The organism is Zwartia lucis (assembly GCF_965234455.1).
GTDB lineage: Bacteria > Pseudomonadota > Gammaproteobacteria > Burkholderiales > Burkholderiaceae_B > Zwartia > Zwartia lucis.
The window spans coordinates 510,001-528,136 of sequence record NZ_OZ248473.1 but is presented as its reverse complement, the minus strand read 5'-3'; the positions used below and the strand labels follow the sequence as shown (position 1 = coordinate 528,136).

At 46.4% G+C, this 18,136-nt stretch carries 15 protein-coding genes; 6 read left to right on the top strand and 9 right to left on the bottom strand.

Annotated features, from left to right (window positions below):
- Nucleotides 1-9: 9 nt before the first annotated feature.
- The gene (locus tag AC8GE9_RS08895; RefSeq protein ID WP_506676800.1) at nt 10-1,689 is read right to left on the bottom strand and encodes an alpha-keto acid decarboxylase family protein; all 1,680 of its coding nucleotides are present in this window, start codon (nt 1,687-1,689) and stop codon (nt 10-12) included.
- A 264-nt stretch (nt 1,690-1,953) separates the two neighbouring features.
- Between AC8GE9_RS08895 and AC8GE9_RS08890 the strand changes: the two genes are divergently transcribed.
- Together AC8GE9_RS08890 and AC8GE9_RS08885 are read left to right on the top strand one after the other, a co-directional pair.
- A protein-coding gene (locus AC8GE9_RS08890; protein ID WP_506676799.1) for an IS3 family transposase occupies nt 1,954-3,083 on the top strand; the annotation gives its coding sequence in 2 pieces (ribosomal slippage) (nt 1,954-2,221 and nt 2,221-3,083; 1,131 coding nt in all).
- A gap of 86 nt (nt 3,084-3,169) precedes the next feature.
- A complete protein-coding gene (locus tag AC8GE9_RS08885; RefSeq protein ID WP_506676798.1) occupies nt 3,170-5,299 on the top strand; it encodes a glycosyltransferase in 2,130 nt (709 codons plus the stop codon).
- 43 nt (nt 5,300-5,342) lie between these two features.
- Here AC8GE9_RS08885 and AC8GE9_RS08880 read toward each other — a convergent pair whose 3' ends face one another.
- Together AC8GE9_RS08880 and AC8GE9_RS08875 are read right to left on the bottom strand one after the other, a co-directional pair.
- Entirely contained in the window at nt 5,343-6,395 is a 1,053-nt protein-coding gene (locus tag AC8GE9_RS08880; RefSeq protein WP_506676797.1) for an AI-2E family transporter, read from the bottom strand.
- A gap of 141 nt (nt 6,396-6,536) precedes the next feature.
- On the bottom strand, nt 6,537-7,001 hold the full coding sequence (locus AC8GE9_RS08875) for a hypothetical protein (protein WP_506676796.1): 465 nt from the start codon (nt 6,999-7,001) through the stop codon (nt 6,537-6,539).
- 289 nt (nt 7,002-7,290) lie between these two features.
- Here AC8GE9_RS08875 and AC8GE9_RS08870 point away from each other — a divergent pair, with 289 nt between their 5' ends.
- The 4 genes from AC8GE9_RS08870 to AC8GE9_RS08855 all read left to right on the top strand — a co-directional run bounded on the left by AC8GE9_RS08870 (nt 7,291) and on the right by AC8GE9_RS08855 (nt 11,640).
- Nucleotides 7,291-7,797 carry a hypothetical protein gene (locus AC8GE9_RS08870; RefSeq protein ID WP_506676795.1) on the top strand — a complete coding sequence of 169 codons (507 nt, stop codon included), beginning with the start codon at nt 7,291-7,293 and terminating at the stop codon, nt 7,795-7,797.
- Nucleotides 7,788-8,891: an acyltransferase family protein gene (locus tag AC8GE9_RS08865; RefSeq protein WP_506676794.1), complete on the top strand. Its 1,104-nt coding sequence runs from the start codon at nt 7,788-7,790 to the stop codon at nt 8,889-8,891. Before AC8GE9_RS08870 ends, AC8GE9_RS08865 begins: the two co-directional genes overlap by 10 nt.
- 246 nt (nt 8,892-9,137) lie before the next feature.
- Nucleotides 9,138-10,619, top strand: coding sequence for an aminotransferase class V-fold PLP-dependent enzyme (locus AC8GE9_RS08860; RefSeq protein ID WP_506676793.1), 1,482 nt, complete (start codon nt 9,138-9,140; stop codon nt 10,617-10,619).
- Between the two features lie 97 nt (nt 10,620-10,716).
- Nucleotides 10,717-11,640 carry an MBL fold metallo-hydrolase gene (locus AC8GE9_RS08855; protein ID WP_506676792.1) on the top strand — a complete coding sequence of 308 codons (924 nt, stop codon included), beginning with the start codon at nt 10,717-10,719 and terminating at the stop codon, nt 11,638-11,640.
- Nucleotides 11,641-11,664: 24 nt separating this feature from the next.
- Here AC8GE9_RS08855 and AC8GE9_RS08850 read toward each other — a convergent pair whose 3' ends face one another.
- The 6 genes from AC8GE9_RS08850 to AC8GE9_RS08825 form a co-directional block, all read right to left on the bottom strand.
- Complete coding sequence (locus AC8GE9_RS08850) at nt 11,665-12,921, bottom strand: phenylacetate--CoA ligase family protein (RefSeq protein ID WP_506676791.1); 1,257 nt, start codon at nt 12,919-12,921, stop codon at nt 11,665-11,667.
- A 36-nt stretch (nt 12,922-12,957) separates the two neighbouring features.
- Nucleotides 12,958-13,767, bottom strand: a complete 810-nt coding sequence (locus AC8GE9_RS08845; protein WP_506676790.1) for an ABC transporter ATP-binding protein — start codon at nt 13,765-13,767, stop codon at nt 12,958-12,960.
- Between the two features lie 68 nt (nt 13,768-13,835).
- Nucleotides 13,836-15,173, bottom strand: a complete 1,338-nt coding sequence (locus AC8GE9_RS08840) for an ABC transporter substrate-binding protein (protein WP_506676789.1) — start codon at nt 15,171-15,173, stop codon at nt 13,836-13,838.
- Nucleotides 15,174-15,260: 87 nt separating this feature from the next.
- Entirely contained in the window at nt 15,261-16,337 is a 1,077-nt protein-coding gene (locus tag AC8GE9_RS08835) for a branched-chain amino acid ABC transporter permease (RefSeq protein WP_506676788.1), read from the bottom strand.
- Nucleotides 16,338-16,347: 10 nt separating this feature from the next.
- The gene (locus tag AC8GE9_RS08830; RefSeq protein WP_506676787.1) at nt 16,348-17,277 is read right to left on the bottom strand and encodes a branched-chain amino acid ABC transporter permease; all 930 of its coding nucleotides are present in this window, start codon (nt 17,275-17,277) and stop codon (nt 16,348-16,350) included.
- A gap of 14 nt (nt 17,278-17,291) precedes the next feature.
- On the bottom strand, nt 17,292-18,077 hold the full coding sequence (locus AC8GE9_RS08825; RefSeq protein WP_506676786.1) for an ABC transporter ATP-binding protein: 786 nt from the start codon (nt 18,075-18,077) through the stop codon (nt 17,292-17,294).
- Nucleotides 18,078-18,136 lie beyond the last annotated feature (59 nt).

Below are 18,136 nucleotides of genomic sequence, written 5' to 3'. Positions count from 1 at the left end.
ACCTCTTGATTATTTATTAAGAGTAGATTGATAAATCTGTTGCTGAATACTTTCTGGCAGAGGCTGACTTTCTTCTGCTGCAATCATAACTTCTATGTACGAACCACCATCATGGGCTTGTGCACGCGCAATCGCAGCGTCGAGCTCAGCCACCGTGAAGACGCGTGCGCTAAACCATTTATCACAGCCCATCGCAGCAGGGATTTGTGCGTAATTCCAAGACGCGAGATCATCATATGATGGGCCTTTCTCACTCAGCACAATCTCTACCCCATACAGACCATTGTTCAGCACAAAAATGATCGGCTTGATGCCATACCGTCCCATCACCCCGATTTCATTTGCCGTCAGCTGATGTGAACCGTCACCTGTGATTAAAACCGTACGGCCTTGTTGATTGGCCATACAGATACCCATTGCAGCAGGTGTCGCCCAACCAATCGACCCCCAAAGCGTCTGCGTCTGAAACCCAACGTCCTTGGGCAACAACATCGGGGTAGAGTGAATCGTACATGTGCCAGTCTCAACCACATACACATCACCTGGACGAAGCATTTTTTGAATACGCGCATACAGATTTTCCGAAGAAGTCGGCTGACTCGGTTCGACCTGAATAGACAAGGGTGATAAAGATGATGAAAACTTTAATTGAGGGAGTGCTTTTAAATTTTCGGTGAGCCCTCTTAGCATGTCTTCAAGCGCTACACCAGTAAAAATAGTGTCGCCCAGCCTGACGAAATGATCACCAAGAGTGAGTAATTTTTGTGAACTGATGTTGGAAGACCAGAAAGTCGTATTGAAATCCTCAAATATGACGCCGCCAATATCGAGCACTAAATCTGCCCCTTCTACCGCAACATTCAGGCCAGCTGGATTGGACCATGCGCCACTATAAATACCTAAATACTGAGGATGAGATTCGGAGACAATTCCTTTATCCATCGGCGTGGTCGCGAAAGATATTTCGGTTTGGCTCAGGAAAGCGAGCAATGACTCTCGGAGCCCATAGTTACCAACAAGATAGGTTGGCAACGCCACAATACTTTTAGCTGCATTGATTTTTTCGATTACAAAATTTAATGCAGCACTCAAACTTTCCGGATCGCTTTTGGCCCGTTTAATCTCAGCCAGAGCCTGGCCTTTGATAGGCGTGCCAATGATGGGCATTTTCGCCAAATCCATCGGTACTGTAATGTAAGCAGGCGCACTTAGACGCAGCGCTTCACTGATCACTCTCTCCATCTCGCTCACAACATTATCGGGTGTCAAGTTAGTGGTCACACAACAGGCGGACGCAGAAAGATGCTGAAAGTTATTGAATACCCCATCGCCGAGCGTGTGATGCGTGATCAGGCCTTGCTTTTGAATCCGTGAACTTGGGGCACCCACAATATGAAAAACCGGCAATCGCTGGGCACGCGCACCCATCACGCCGTTGATCGCACTGAGTTCACCGACACCATACGTGGTCGAAAGAATCGAAACGCCTTTGATACGCGCATAACCATCTGCCGCATATGCAGCGTTGAGTTCATTGGCGCAGACAATCCACTGAAGTCGCTCACTCGCCTCAATCGCATCATCAAAAGGAAACGCATAATCGCCCGGCACACCAAAGACTCGATCAATACCCAGATCAGCCAGTCTATTGAGGACATACTCCGCTAAGGTGGGTGCTGAATAAGTCATTTTTTACCTGAAAATTTTGCGTGATTAAAAAAGGCGTTTGCGTCATTGAAAATGCGATACCCGTGGAAAATGCTAAGTGATATTAGCAGTGGTCTGACTATCTTGGACAGTCTTTCAAAGAAGATACGCGATAGTCTTAAGCTTAGACAATTTGGACGCCTATTTTCAGTCCCCTGTAGCAATGAGCCGGTCTGGCCAAACTAGACAGCCCGATAAGTGATAAAAAGTCATTGGTCTTTTTGGCGCAGAGCGCCCAGGAGAGTAATGATGAGACGACCCAGAAGAAATCACACGGCCGATTTCAAGGCCATGGTAGTTTTAGCAGCGCTGCGCGGGGATAAGACCCTCGCGGAGTTAGCAGAACAGTTTGAAGTGCATGCGAACCAAATCTCGCAATGGCGCCAGCAAGCAATTGACAACATGGCTGCAAGCTTTGGCAAAGAACCCGTTGGCGCGGTATCTGAGGATGAAGTCAAAGATTTACACGCCAAGATCGGACAATTGACGCTGGAAGTCGATTTTTTCGAACGAGCGTTCGCCAAGGCGGGATTGCCGAGCGCAAAGCGATGATTGACCGCACCCATGCCCTGAAGGTCAGCCGCCAATGCGAATTGCTGGATCTGCAGCGGTCGACTTTTTATTACAAACCTAAGGCTGACCATAGCAAATCGCTTGAGCTCATGCGTAAGATTGACGCGTTGCATTTAGAGTTTCCATGGATGGGGTCACGAAGCATTAAAGATCAACTCGCCAGAGGTGGTATGAGCGTGTGCCGTGATCGGGTGCGCGGCCTGATGCGCAAGATGGGCATCCACGCGATCTATCGGGCACCCAGAACGAGTATTCCATTTAAAGGTCATAAGATTTATCCTTACTTGCTCAAGGATCTAGTGATTGATCGCCCCAACCAAGCCTGGGCAACCGACATCACCTATATTCCTATGGCTAAAGGCTTTGCATATCTCGTTGCCATCATGGACTGGGCGAGCCGTAAGGTCTTGGCCTGGCGAATATCCAATACTCTGACAGCAGATTTTTGTATCGAAGCGCTTCAAGAGGCCCTTGGTCGGTATGGCAAGCCAGAGATTTTTAATACTGACCAAGGCAGCCAATTCACCAGCGAGGACTTCACGGGGGTGTTGAAAGAAAACGGTATTCGGATCAGTATGGATGGAAAAGGCCGTTGGGTAGATAATGTTTTTGTTGAACGACTCTGGCGCTCTGTAAAGTACGAGAACGTTTATCTTAGGGCGTACGAATCAATGGCGGCATTGCGCGAGGGCATCAAAGACTACTTTTTGTTTTACAACACAAAAAGAACGCATCAATCGCTTGCCAAGCAGACACCAGATGAGGTTTACTTTAAAGACAACGGGCTGAAGGAAGCGGCCTGACATGACCGATCAATGACTTTCACTTATCTTCCTCGAAATGCTGTCCAACAGAGTTAGACCACCGCTCCTTTAAGTTACTTAATATTTTGAATAAGGAGCTTCCAGAAAATAATAATCTTATGAATAGAGATCTAGAAAATATGGAAATTTTACAAAGAAAACGCCTTAAGGTAATCATTCCATTCTATAAAAATTCTCATCTTGTTGATTCCCTATTTGAGTCCCTAGTGAGTTGTGCTTCAGAGTTTAATTCTCTTGGTGCTGAGCTTATTTTGATCAATGATAGCCCTGATGATCCCCAACTTTCTGCCGAATTAGAAAAGTGGCTAAAAAGTAATACTCGTTTAAATTTAAGGCTCATTACTAATTCAAAAAACCTTGGATTTTTAAAAAGTATTAATCAAGGCCTCAAGATTGTCATTGAAGCTAAAGATGATGTTTTGCTTCTAAATTCAGATACATATATTTTCCCTGAGGCTTTAAGAGAGTTATCTGAAGTTGCTTACTCGGATCCCATGATTGGATTCGTAAGTCCACGCTCTAACAATGCAACATTGTGCACCCTGCCTAGTAACGGGGGGTTAAAAGACTCCCCAATTGAATACTATAAAGATTTTTTGTTGTTGAAGAATTATTTCCATAGAACTTCTTATGTACCAACAGTGGTTGGATTTTGTATGTTTATAAAATCTGAAATTTTGCTTAATTTTGGGGTACTAGACCCAATTTATGGATATGGATACAGCGAAGAAAATGATTTGATTATGCGTGCAAATAAATGTGGTTATAAGGCAGCATTAGCGAACCATGCATTTGTCTGGCATAAGGGTAGCGCCAGTTTTGGACTCGATGAAGGTAGCGTAATCAAAGCTGAAAATGAAGTGCTGTTGAATAAAAGATACCCAGAATATGAGCCCTTAATTTTTCGTTACTTTGACTCACCGGAATTTCGAGCTGAAAAACTTGTTGCGGGCTTAATGCCCGATAGACAGGGAAAATTCATCATTGGTTTTGATTGTAGAAATATAGGCACTTACTTTAATGGAACGGCCTTAGCAGCCAGAGAATTAATTTTTTCAGCAGCTAAGTATTGGCCAAATAATATTCGCATTAAAGTGATGATGTCCTTAGAGGCTTGGAATTTTCACAAATTTTCAGAAAATACTCGTATTGAATGGCTTAATCCTTTAGATGCTTCTGCTCCTATGGGTGCAGTTGTAAGAATAGGTCAACCATTTTTAACTGGTGATATTGATAGGTTGCTGTCTTTAGCGCCAGTAGTTTCTTGCTTTATGCTCGATACCATTTCAGATGATTGCGGTGAATTAAGCCTTAAGTTTGATGTCAATCTTTGGCGTTTTGTCATGAAGTCATTCGATATTATTTTTACGAATTCAAATTTTACTGCCCAACAGTTTAGAAGAAGATATGAAATAGGTTTAGATACACTAATATATCCTACATTACATTCTACAAACCCCTCCGAGTACGTTAGCGAAAATAGCTCTTCAGACCAGCGAACTTATACACACGATATACTGGTCATAGGCAATAAATTTTTGCATAAAGGAGTTGAGTCATGTGTGAATCTCTTGATAAATACATTTGGAGATCTGCAAATTGTTGTAATGGCTCACTCTGAAAAAAAAATAAAAAATGTGAATTATTTATCAGTCGGAAATTTATCCACAAGTGAAATAAATTCTCTATATATAAATTCTAAGATAGCAATATTTCCTACTTATTATGAGGGTTTTGGGTTTCCATTAATGAATTGCCTGGCCTCTAGAACTCCAATTTTTTTAAGACCCTTACCTCCCTTTATAGAGATAGTCTCAAAAATTGTTAAAGGTAAAGATAATATTTATTGGTATACCGACAATCAAGATCTTAGCAATCAACTTTCCAAGGGAATACCAATTTGGAGGGGCGACACTGCTGAGGGTGAAGTTTTAGGCTGGAAGCGATCTGCCGAGGAAGTTTTAGAACAATTGTTGATTGCAACACAAAATGTAAAGATTAATAAATTAGCATCTAGAATGCGCTGGTTTGAATTAAGTTTTCGGCCAATATTGCCTAGGCATAACTTGAATGTAACTAATGTTGCTATTCAATTTTTGATACCTATTCTTAGTAAGATATTTAACAGACTTTTTCAGTACTCTATTTTTTTAAAGATTGGTAAGACAATTCGTAAATTATTTAGCTATTTTTGATTAAATAATTCACTATAGATTACACAGATTAGGCGGCGTTTCTTTACGTGTTAGCGTCTGGTTGAAGATTTTTTTTGATCAATATGCTAGAGACAACATAGGTTGTTTCTAAAATGACGGGCCCCAAGAAGACCCCAATGACGCCAAAGCAGGTGACACCGCCCATTATCCCAAAAAAAGTCATGACGCCCGGCATTTTTGTACCGCCTTTAATGAGCGCAGCAGTGATCCACTCGTCGAAAAAAACGGTGAACAAGGTCCAAGCAATGATAAATATTGACCAGCCGATGCTCCCTTGAAATATTACCCAAATGATGACAGGGATCAGTATCAATAAGGGGCCAATCATGAGAAGTGCAGAAGCGAATGCCGCGCTCGACAGGGCAAGTGCGTGCGGTATTCCGGCGATTGAGAGGCCAATTGCAACGACGCATGCAGTGATAGCCGCAGAGCCGACGACCCCAAAGGCTACCGAACGGGTCGCATCGCCAATTACTTTGACGCAATTGCTAGCTTCAACACCCAGGTTTCGACGAATGAGGTCATGCACCGTCGCGATGACGCGATCTCCGATGCTATAGAAAAATGAGGCTACGACGATCGTTAAGATCAAGTGAAGCAGAATATCGCTGAAACCTTGAATTTGTTTTATGACCGCTGCGCTATTGCTCGAAAGAAAAGATTCAAAACGGTCAATGATTCCTGGAATCCCTCCGTGCACCAACTGCTGCCATAGATGAGTTAAAGATTCTCCTGCGAATGGAAGGTCTAGCATCCAAGTAGGTACTGCGATCGTTTGTATAGAGAATAACTCTCGAAGAGCATGGATTAAAACGTGACTATTTTGAGCGTATAGCAGTAAGCCAACACCCAGCGGTGCGACGACCACTAAAATCATGAGCAGCGTAGTGAACGTGACCGCCAGAGAACGACGATTCTTACACCACTTGTTAATTTTTAAAAAAAGAGGCCAGGTGGTGCAAACGATGACGGCAGCCCAGAGCACGTCGCCTGAAAAGGGCAAGAGTATATAAAGAGACAGCGCAAAGAGCGCAATCACCAGTCCGAACAAAGGTAAGTTTATTTTTTTATTCATAGGGTTCTCGGCGATGCTCGTATGTGATGTGGCGTCGTTCATTCTCAGGTAATTTTTTAAAGCGCTGGGGCATTTATTGGTTTTCAAAAGACTTGAACTAAGTTCAAGAGCGCGAACCTTGGCTGGCGCCTGATTCCGGTATCACACTAACAGATGACTTGAAAAAAGTCGACGGTGCTCGAGTTGGAAGCGTTCCTCGTATACATAAAGAACGTTAGCGTCGCCGATCACTTCTTCAATTTGTATCTTCGAATTTTTCCAATACCATTCATCAGCTTTACCTCGACTTAAATCCTCTAGTAGCCGATTCTTCGTAGTCAAAGCCCCTGATACCTTTCCGCGAGTCATCTCGATTGGCATCTCCTTTCCATCGCGCTTGATCACTACGGCGACAGCTTCGCCGATCTTCCCGCGAGTGGGAAGCTTATCGCCTTGTATGCTCTCTTTGATGACTGGTATTGCGCCGATTGATATGAATTCGTCGCCAACCTTAAGAGTGCCGCTTGCCGGCCCGCCAGGGAACACCTCAGTCACTACCCTACGATCCTCTTCCCTACTAAGGACAGTATCCGCAATAAACCCGAACCCGACAAAACGATTGTTCACTACGACCCCATCGCTCGCCATATTCTCCTTAACCATGATGCAGTCAACTGAGTATATTCATATCCGCTTAACGTTTAGCCGCACCCCCCAACATGAATATGGCTTACACATTTTGCGACACACCAGTTTCAAGATATAGATTTATATAGAAAAAAATTCATAAAATGAACTCATAATGCGTTGGTGCCGTGTTCGACTCACGGGGGGGGCACCAGTTTTTAAGCGGCTCACAGCGAAGTGGCCTTATTTTAGATCCAGTGCATCCGATCTGGTATTGGAGTAATCATCAATGAAAGGCACATCATTCAAATGCCTAGCTGCAATACTGCTAATCATCATTTCTGGATGTAGCCAAAAAGATGATTTACCTAATGATATTAATTTACATAGAGTAATTCTCTTTTCTGCGGTTCCCCTGGACTACCGACATTTGAAACGAGATGTAGGTGGTGAATGCAATTTTGAGCGGATTACTAAAGAGTTAAATGGTGACTATAGTTTCATTGGTTGGGCAATTCCCTCTATTAGTGCTTCATCGGTTGCACGGACTTATTTAATAAGTGTAGATGTAAATAATTCTGTCAGATTTGGACTAGCACAAAAGCAGGATCGGTCTGATGTTGCTGACCATTTTAAGAATAAGAAATTATTGAATGTAGGTTTCTTAGCGAGGTTCAAAAAGTCCGATCTTCAAAGTGGCGCCTGTATCAATATTTATCAGGTATACGACCAAACAATATTGAAATGCAAAAATGACTTGAATTTTAAAGAGGATGGTATTGAGCCGTGCCCATAAGAAAATATTTCGATAATATTAATTTACTTCGTGGTTTTGCTGCTATCACAGTAGTAATTTATCATTTCATAGAAATCAATAAATGGTTAGAATTTCCTACGTCTGGACTGCTGGTATGGTTTAGAGCTGGATGGATGGCGGTAGATTTATTCTTTGTGATTTCTGGTTTTGTTGTCGGATTAGCTATTTTTTACGATATTAATTCTACTGTTAAGGGATCGGATAATAATTACAAAAGAAAATTTTTTATAAATCGATTTGCAAGAATATTCCCGCTCTATCTCCTCACACTCTCCATATCGCTAATTTTCGTTAATCCTAATCTTATTTTTGATCACTTACTCAAAAATATTTTTTTACACGTATTTTTCTTACAGAATTTGTTTCTAGAGTATCGTGATTCCCTCAATGGGGTTACGTGGAGTCTTGCTCCTGAGGTGCAGTTCTATCTTATTTTATTATTTTTTGCGCCATTGCTCTTAAGGGCAAAGATTGGTATTTTGTTGATAGTGTTTATTGGAGTCGCATGGTTTTTTCGCGCTGGACTATTTTCGCAATTTACAACTGCAATTACTTTGTGGAGTGCTAGTACAAATATTTTTGGGGTCATTGATGAGTTTGGGATTGGATTCATTTTGTCTCGAATCTACTTTACCCCTTGGGGGGAGAAGCTGTTTAAATCAAACCCTTTCAATCTAACGCTTTGGCTATCCCTGACTTTAATCGTAGGATATATTTGCCAATCTTTTTATTGGAGTATTCCTGATTACTATGGAAGTATTAGTCCGTATACCTTTTTAAAAACTTTACTGGCAATCAGTTTTGGACTTTTGATACTATGTTTTTGTAGCCTGCAGGTAACCGGTATTTACAGAGTAGCCCTCAGCCCACTTTACTATTTGGGTACAATTTCGTATGGAATTTATTTATGGCATTTGCCAATACTTGCATCCATTAATAGGGTTGTAGGCGTTCCTCCTACTTACCAGCTTGCTATTCTTTTAATCACTTCGATACTTGCCGCTTCAATGAGCTGGCATTTTTTCGAAAAACCCATTATTGATAAATATCGAAAACTTCAAAAATCATATTAATATCTTTCAATATTTATATCTTCATGCGGACGGATTTTAGTTGTGATTAAAGCATTTCGTCTTATTGTCCAAAAGGCTCGCTACAGAGATGTAGGATTATGGTGGTTCTTAAATGTGAAAGGCAGAGGTGGTCATCCTGCTGGCGGCAAATTATGAAGTTAAAAATGTACTGTTTTAGCTGTCTAGGCACTAAGATCAGTTGTTCACACGCTGTGCCCCGCACAAACGATATTTTTTGAGGCTTTTATGACAGAGTCAATTGATACCTCCAGGCGTGCCATGACTCTTGGTCTGGCTACGGCGCTGTTAACCCCTGCGGCTGCGATGGCCCAGACCACCGCCCTTGGTAAAACTGGGGCGACCGTGCCCATATCGGGCGCGCTGACGGCAGACGCAAAAGCGTATTTCACTGAGCAAGAGCCTTTTTTTAAACAGTTCGCGCAAGAGTTCACCCTTGACCCGAACGTTGTGTACTTTATGGCGGCGCAAAAAGGTTCGATGCCCAAAAGTGTGTTGTCGCACCTTAAAGACGGGCTTGATCAAGTCGCGCGCGATCCGTTTCCGGTGTACGTTGAGCCCTCGTCAAAGACACGTGCGAAGATTGCAAAGTGCTATGGCACCACACCTGATCAGATCGCGATCACTCGCAACACGACTGATGCATTGTCGCTTATCTTCAACGGCATTGACTGGAAGCCTGGTGACGAAATACTGATGACCCCTCTCGAACATCCGACAGGTATCACTTTGGCGCTTCGCACAGCTGCGCGTTACGGCGTCGTGATTAAGCAGTGGGGCGTGCCGGTACACGCCAACGCGACCGCCGACGAGGTTGTCGCTGCGCTTGAGCGACAAGTGGTGCCGGGTAAAACTAAGGCGATTTTCTTTTCGTCACCGTTATGGCCGATTGGTCAACGCCTGCCTGAGCGTCGTATTGCTGCGCTGGCCCAAAAAGCCGGAGCCATTACCATTGTAGATGGTGCGCATTACAACGGCATGTTTGATCCACAACTTGATGAAACCGGGATCGATTTTTTTGCTTTATGCGGTCACAAGTGGCAATGTGGCCCCGGTGGTACGGGGGTGCTTTACATTCGCAACAAAAAGCTGGCTTCGAACGCCACCGAGTTACCTAAGTTTTTTATTAGTCGCTCGCAATCTCGTATTGTGCCCTTTGATGGCTCGCGCGGCGATTGGGATATTGGCGCAGCGCTCTCGATGTATGGATTTCCTGAGTCGGCTGATTGGCGTGCCTTGGGCGAGGCCTGTGAGTTATGGGATCAGATTGGACGTCAACGCATTGAGACGTGGCATGTGCGTTTGGGCGACTATTTTCGTGATCAACTCGTCTCGGCTTTTGGAGAGTCTGCGGTGTTGGGTGCTCAGCGCGATCCTGCGCTTAAGTCTGGAATAATCGCCTTTAATCCTTTTCCTTCACAGCAGCAACGCTGGGATGAGAAGTTGAATATCGAGTTTCGCGCGCGTATGTTGAAAGAATATAGCTTTAGGATTTCGGGACTCGGTGTTGGCAATAACGGGTTGACTCGCAAGCCTGACCCAGAGGCCGCTCAGTTTTCACCCGGAACAATCCCAAATCGCGACCCCCTCACGCTGGCGCCTGCGCCCATGGATCACCCACAACGCGTCAATGCCTGCGTTTGGAATAATCGTGAGCAGATCGATCGGTTTGTTGCGGCAACGCAGGATTTGGTCAAGAAAATGATTTAGGCCGCTCGGCGATACTGATCGTCAGCGCGCGGTCTGGATGGCATACTAAACAATCCTTCAAGCCCCTCTATTTTCGAACGTAAAGGTGCGATCATTCGTGTTTAGTCCGCAAACTTTATTCGAACGCGCTCATCTGCGCGTGATTGAACGTAATTGGCTCTCAGCCAATCAGATCGTTTTTTATGACTCTGACCTAGAAGGCAGCGTTGTCGACACTGGGTACATCAAACATCAAGAGATGACCCTGGCCTTGATCCGTGAAGCCTTGGGCGGACGTCATTTAACGCGAATTTTGAATACGCATCTGCACGCGGATCATTGTGGCGGCAACGCGTTATTAATCAAGACTTACGGGGCAGACCTACTATGTCCGAGCGCATCCTTTGAAGCGGCAAAACAATGGAGCCTGCTCGCAGCTGAGTTTGCCTCAGTCGCCCAGCGCTGTGAGCGCTTTACACCTACGGCGACACTGCAGCCTGGGCGCTCGATTTCACTAGGCACACGCCGTTGGGAAATTCATGCTGCACCTGGGCATGACCCAGACTCAATTATCCTCTTCGAACCGCTTGAAAAAATCCTCATTTCTGCTGATGCACTTTGGGAAAACGGCTTTGGCATTATCTTCCCCGAACTTGACGGGCAAAGTGGATTTCCTGAGCAACAAGCAATGTTAGATCTCATTGAAAAACTTTCGCCCCGAGTTGTGATTCCTGGACATGGGAAGATATTTACCGAGGTCGACGCGGCGCTTAGGCGAGCCCGCACACGACTTGCAGCGCTGTATGCTGAGCCGATCAAACACGCGCGTCACAGCTTAAAGGCGTTAATACAATTTTTAATGCTAGAGCTCGAGTCGACCACACGAGAGGACTTAGCGCTTCGTCTTCACGATGCTAAGCTGATTGGCAGCATCTGTGCTTTGAGCGAAATGCCACAATTGCAAGCCATTGACTGGGCGATAGATAGCCTGATTGCTGGCGGACACTTAACTGAACGTGATGATCGTATTATGCTGACCTAGAGAGCCAGCGCGCTGCAAGACATCTCAGCTGTAGTCTCGTGCATCTTCAATGAGCTTTCCGTCTTCGGGTAGTGCACCGGGTGCGACAAACTGAATTTCGGCACGCAAGCGCGTGACCTCGCGCACAACCTCTTCCACCTGCAGCGCAAGGCCCGCCGACGATGATCCCGGGACAAGTTCACAGCGCACCTCCATCTTGTCCTTGCCGATTCGACCCGTCAGAACAAGACGGGCTTTTTTGATATGCGGAAAGCGACTAGTAATTTGAGCGACTTGCCCTGCATGTACAAACATCCCTCGTACCTTTGTCGTTTGGTCGGCACGTCCCAACCATCCTTTGATTCTTAGATTAGTGCGACCGCACGCTGCAGCCATACTCAACGAGTTGGGCTGGAAAGCCGATAGATCACCTGTTGCAAAACGAATCATCGGATATTCTTTAGCGAAATGCGTCACCACCACCTCTCCGGTCTCACCAAAAGGCATCGGCTTTGAACCACCGGGTTCGACAATTTCAACAATAACCTCTTCATCCACAATCAGACCCTCGGCTGGGTCTAAGCCCTCATACGCGATCACACCGAGCTCGGCAGTCGCATACGCTTGACTCACCTTAACCTGATGCTGAGCAAACCACCCGCGCAGCGAGGGTGTAAGGGCCTCGCCTGAGACTAAGGCTTTGCTCACGATGGCATCGGGTGAGCCTTGCTCTAGGCATTTCTCAATCAGTATTTTAAGAAACGAGGGAGTCCCGACATAGCCGTTTGGCCTTATCTGTAACATCGCCTGAACTTGCTGTTCAGTTTGTCCGACACCGCCGGGAAACACCGTACATCCGATTTCGTGCAGTCCGCCCTCCAGGATCCATGCACCTGGGGTACCGTGATAAGAGAAACCGTTATGTACGATATCACCCGATTCAAAGCCTGCGGCACGCAAGGCTCGGGCTGAGCGAAAATAGTCTGTTCCCAGGCCTTGGGGCTCATAGATCGGTCCGGGTGATTGGAAAATTCGGCGAATCTGGTCAACAGAGACGGCTAGCAGTCCACCGAGTGGCGGATTCGCCGTTTGAATGTTAAGCAGATCTGCTTTTCGAAGAACGGGAAGCGCGGAAAGCGCCTGCAGACTGTCCACTTGGTTGACTTCAATAGACGCGAGTGATGCAGCGTAATAGGATGCGTTTTTTTTTGCGTGCGTCAATGCACTTTGTAATGCGAGCACTAGGTCGGCATCCCGTTGCTTCGGTGTGCGTAGCTCTAATGGCGTGAGGGTGGTATTCAAGCAAGTCAACCTTATATTTAAATATAGCGAGATAATTTATGCGAGCCAACGCTTTCGGCGTTTATAACTCTTGACTTCCTTAAACGATTTGCGCTGCCCGCCGCCCATCCCTAAATAGAACTCCTTTACATCTTCGTTGCTCCGCAAATCTGCGGCGACTCCATCCATCACGATACGGCCACTCTCCATGATGTAACCGTAATCAGCGTACTGCAACGCCATATTGGTATTTTGCTCAGCCACTAAAAAAGTGACGCCTTCTTTTTGATTGAGATCTTTAATAATCTCAAACACTTCTTCAACAATTTGTGGCGCCAAGCCCATCGAGGGCTCATCCAATAGCATGACACTAGGGTTTGACATGAGCGCACGACCTATCGCACACATTTGCTGTTCACCGCCTGAGGTGTAAGCCGCCTGCGAGGTGCGTCGTATCTTTAACCTGGGGAAATATGTATACACCTTCTCTAAGTTCGCACTGATTTGAGCTTGATTTTTTAAGATGTATGACCCAGCTAGCAAATTTTCCTCAATCGTTAAATGCGCAAAGCAATGTCGGCCTTCCATGACCTGCACCACTCCGCGCTTAACAAGATCAGCAGGTGTCAGGTTTTCGATACGCTCTTGCCTCAAAGCGATGGAACCTTTGGTCACCTCACCACGCTCAGCACGTAAAAGATTAGAGATTGCACGCAAGGTCGTAGTCTTACCAGCACCGTTACCACCCAGAAGGGCAACAATTTGGCCTTGAGCGACCTGCAGCGACACGCCCTTGAGAACGAGAATCACGTGGTTGTAGATCACCTCGATGCCGTTCACATTTAAAACGATTGCAGGACTATTCATGGACAGCATCTCTTCATGAAGTGTGGAATCTATCCCCGCTGGTCCGATGAGGACCAGCGGGGTCAGTCTTAGCGCTGGCAGTCCTCTTTAGAGCGACGAGCCATCTTCTTTTCAGCGGCATACTTTTCAGCTGACGCTTTGACCATCGGATCAATCAGAGTCTTGTCTGCTTGAAGCCAATCGGACGCCCACACAAACTTCGTACCATCCCAAGTGTGAACACGTGCCCACGCCGATCCCATGTGATCACTACAAGTCGTAGCCACCGGGCGCATAACGTCTTTGAAACCTAACACATCCAGATCGGCTTGAGTCAGGTTCAGGTTTTCATAGCCCCAGCGAGCTTGTTCTGGCGTGACAGGCTTACCTTTTCCAAACTTCGCCTGCGCGGTACGGGCACCTTCTACTGAAAGCATCGCACCGACTACGCCACGCATATAGAGCACTTGACCAACTTCGTTACGCGGCCCGACTCCTTGTCCTTTGTCATACACCATAGAAAGAATTTGCTTGACCACATCTGACTGTGGTTCAGCGCCGTGCTGCATCATGACTGCGCTGTAACCTTTGGCGGCAGCACCAACATCTTTTAAATCAGGCTCAGCACCAGACCACCAAGTACCAAACATCTTCTCGCGAGGGTAACCCACCGCGATCGCTTCACGGATCGCCGTCGGCGTCATGACCCCCCACGTTTGCAAAACGACATAGTCTGGTCTTTGTTGACGCACTTGTAGCCAGATAGCCTTTTGCTCAACACCTGGTGCAGGGATTGGAAGCAACTGCAATTGAAAACCGTGCTTTTTGGCACGCTCTTCCATGATTGGCAACAGCTCTTTGCCAAAGGGACTATCGTGATAGGCGACGGCAATTTTCTTGCCTTTCAGTTTGTCCCAACCACCTTCCTTGTTGGCGATGTGCTGCAACACAGTATCGCCCGCAACCCAATAATGTCCGATCAGAGGGAAGTTCCACTTAAAGATATCTCCATCGGCCGAATCGCTACGACCATAGCCAGAGGTAATCATTGGAATCTTGTCAGCAGGAATCTTCTCAGTTAACGCAAAAGTGATGCCAGTCGACAGTGGCTGGAACACTGTGGCTCCACCATGCTTTCCTTTCAGCCGCTCGTAACACTCTACGCCTCGGTCAGTCGCATACGCGGTTTCACACTCTTCGACAAGCGTCATCACGCCATTGATCCCACCACGCGCATTTACAAGTTTCATGTAATCGGCGTAGCCATTGGCAAATTGTGTTGCATTGGGTGCGACGGGACCCGTACGACCGGTCAGGCTAGGAAAGAACTGTACCTTTTCCTGCGCGGTAGCTACCGATGTGCCCACCACTCCCGTCAACCCTGCGGTTGCGAGGGCGAGTCCTAAAGCAATCTGTCGAAATTTCATGGATTATCTCCTATTGCATTAAACACCGGTTAAAGCAGCGAAAGCCCTAGCTCTCTGGGTGTCGTCAGAGTACTGAGGTACAAGAAATCAATGTGGGAATGGCCAAAGACGCAGCTTCTGTTTTCCGATACTCCAAAGCTTGGCTAACCCATGCGGCTCGGCGATAAGGAACCAAACAATCAACACGCCGAAGATCATGAACTCAGCGTGAGAAATCATTGCGGTCGAAACAGTGACCCCAATAAGACTGCCAACCCAAGGCAGAGCCTGATTTAGAAATATCGGCAAAATCACAATAAAAGCCGCTCCAAAGAAGCTACCCATGATGGAACCCATCCCTCCGATAATCACCATGAAGAGCAGTTGGAACGATCGGTCAATCGAAAACGCAGCCGGCTCCCAAGAGCCTAGGTGTACAAAAGCCCACAAGCCGCCTGCGACTCCGATAATGAACGAACTGACCGCAAAGGCGCTGAGTTTGGCATACATGGGTCGAATGCCAATGACCGCAGCCGCCACGTCCATATCGCGAATTGCCATCCATTCACGGCCAATCGCACCGCGCACCAAGTTCTTGGCTAAGAGTGCAAACGTCGCAGTAAACGTCAGACAAAATAGATATTTCTCAACCGGTGAGTCGATTGTCCAACCCAAAAAACTGAGATTAGAGACGGCAACAGATCCCGAAGAACTGCTGTTGGTAAACCAACCAATTCGAGCAAAGGCCCAGTCGCAAAAAAACTGTGCTGCGAGGGTGGCCACCGCGAGATAAAGCCCCTTGACACGTAGACTCGGAACACCGAATACGATTCCGACCAGCATCGCGAAAAAACCACCCGCGAGTAATGCTAAGACTAACGGCATGTCCTCGATTCGAACAAAAACGTTATAGGCCATGTAGGCGCCCACAGCCATGAAAGCGCCCGATCCCAATGAAATCTGTCCACAATAGCCAACTAAGATGTTTACACCGATGGCCGCCAAGGACAAGATCACAAAGGGGATCAGAATCGCTCGGAAAAGATAGCCATCGGCAAGAAAGGGGACGCCGATAAACGCAAACGCAATTAACGCTAAAACAGCCCAGCGATCTTGCGCAATCGGAAAAATCTGTTGGTCGGCTCGGTAGGCGATTTTGAACTGGCCGTTTTCTCTGTAGAACATGCTAGTCCTCCTACACTCGATCAATAATTTTTTCACCGAACAAACCTTGCGGTCTGAACAGCAGGAACACAAGCGCTAAAACGTAAGCGAACCAAATTTCAATACCGCCACCCACCAACGGCCCTAAATAAACCTCTGAGAGTTTCTCGCCAACACCAATAATCAAACCCCCTATGATGGCCCCAGGTACGGACGTCAATCCCCCGAGAATGATGACCGGAAGAGCTTTGAGTGCGACCGTCGTCAAGGAAAACTGAACGCCAATCTTAGAACCCCAGATGATGCCCGCAACTAACGCAGTGATGCCTGCAACAAACCAAACAATGACCCACATTCGATTAAGAGGAATACCGATGGATTGGGCGGCCTGATGATCGTCTGCAACAGCTCGCAACGCCCGCCCAGTTGTAGTCTTCTGAAAGAACAGCGAAAGCACAGCCACTAGAGTCGCAGCAATCAAGGCAGCAATTAGATCTTCTCTGTTGACCAGCAAGCCCCCTTGAAATATGTTGTCCAAGACAAAAATCGGCTCTTTGGGCATACCAACATTGATACGGTAGACCGCGCTACCAAAAACGGTCTGACCAAAGCCATCAATAAAATACGTAATGCCAAGTGTTGCCATCAAAAGTGTGACGGCTTCTTGATTGACCAGATGACGCAACACCAGACGCTCTACCAGCCAAGCAAAAATCAACATGCAGATTGCTGCCAACACAAATGCAATGATGTTGGCCAGCAGCAAGCTTTCAAAACCTAACCAAGCTGGCACCCACTCAGAGAAACGCGCCATGGCGAGCGCGGCAAACAGCACCATTGCACCTTGAGCGAAATTAAAAACGCCTGAGGCCTTAAATATCAGCACAAATCCAAGAGCAACCACTGAATACAGCACTCCCGCCATTAGGCCGCCAAGCGTGGTCTCCAGGAAAAAAGCCATCTATATCTCCGTGTTTAGTGCGATGTGCCAAGATAGGCTTGAATCACTTCGTCGTTGGCACGCACCTCATCTGGCGTACCGTCACCAATCTTTTTACCGTAGTCCAAAACCACTACACGATCACTAATATCCATCACCACACTCATGTCGTGCTCAATCAGGACGATGGTTGTACCAAACTCATCTTTAACATCCATGATGAAGCGACACATATCCTGCTTTTCTTCGACGTTCATCCCCGCCATGGGTTCATCGAGCAACAACACCTGGGGCTCCATTGCTAGCGCACGCGCGAGATCGACTCGTTTTTGTAAGCCATACGGAAGCTGACCTACTGAAATCTTTCTGTAGGCCTGAATCTCTAAAAAATCAATGATGTGCTCAACTTTCTCGCGATTGGCGATTTCTTCGCGCTCTGCAGGTCCGAGACGAAGCGCTTGAAGCAAAATATTGCTTCGGATGAACAAATTACGACCCGTCATAATGTTGTCGATGACGCTCATACCTTTAAAGAGCGCCAAGTTCTGAAAGGTGCGTGCGATCCCCATTTTGGCAACTTGACGACTATTCATATGACTAAAGGTCTGGCCACGAAATGAGATTGAACCTGCTTGGGGCGTGTACACCCCATTAATGCAGTTCAGCATCGAGCTCTTACCCGCTCCATTTGGACCGATGATCGCTCTAATCTCATGCTCTCTTACATTAAATGAAATATTAGTCAGCGCATTGACTCCTCCAAAGCGCAAACTAATATTTTCAACATCTAAGATGACATCGCCAATTTGCCGATTTGCCATTTACGATCCTTGTTTTCTTAAAGATACAGGTCCGACGTGATTGACAGTCCGTTAAACGG

Coding starts and splice junctions, on each gene's coding strand:
- AC8GE9_RS08895 (WP_506676800.1), bottom strand. CDS start 1,689: ATGACTTATTCAGCACCCACCTTAGCGGAGTATGTCCTCAATAGACTG.
- AC8GE9_RS08880 (WP_506676797.1), bottom strand. CDS start 6,395: ATGAATAAAAAAATAAACTTACCTTTGTTCGGACTGGTGATTGCGCTC.
- AC8GE9_RS08870 (WP_506676795.1), top strand. CDS start 7,291: ATGAAAGGCACATCATTCAAATGCCTAGCTGCAATACTGCTAATCATC.
- AC8GE9_RS08860 (WP_506676793.1), top strand. CDS start 9,138: ATGACAGAGTCAATTGATACCTCCAGGCGTGCCATGACTCTTGGTCTG.
- AC8GE9_RS08845 (WP_506676790.1), bottom strand. CDS start 13,767: ATGAATAGTCCTGCAATCGTTTTAAATGTGAACGGCATCGAGGTGATC.
- AC8GE9_RS08840 (WP_506676789.1), bottom strand. CDS start 15,173: ATGAAATTTCGACAGATTGCTTTAGGACTCGCCCTCGCAACCGCAGGG.
- AC8GE9_RS08835 (WP_506676788.1), bottom strand. CDS start 16,337: ATGTTCTACAGAGAAAACGGCCAGTTCAAAATCGCCTACCGAGCCGAC.
- AC8GE9_RS08830 (WP_506676787.1), bottom strand. CDS start 17,277: ATGGCTTTTTTCCTGGAGACCACGCTTGGCGGCCTAATGGCGGGAGTG.
- AC8GE9_RS08825 (WP_506676786.1), bottom strand. CDS start 18,077: ATGGCAAATCGGCAAATTGGCGATGTCATCTTAGATGTTGAAAATATT.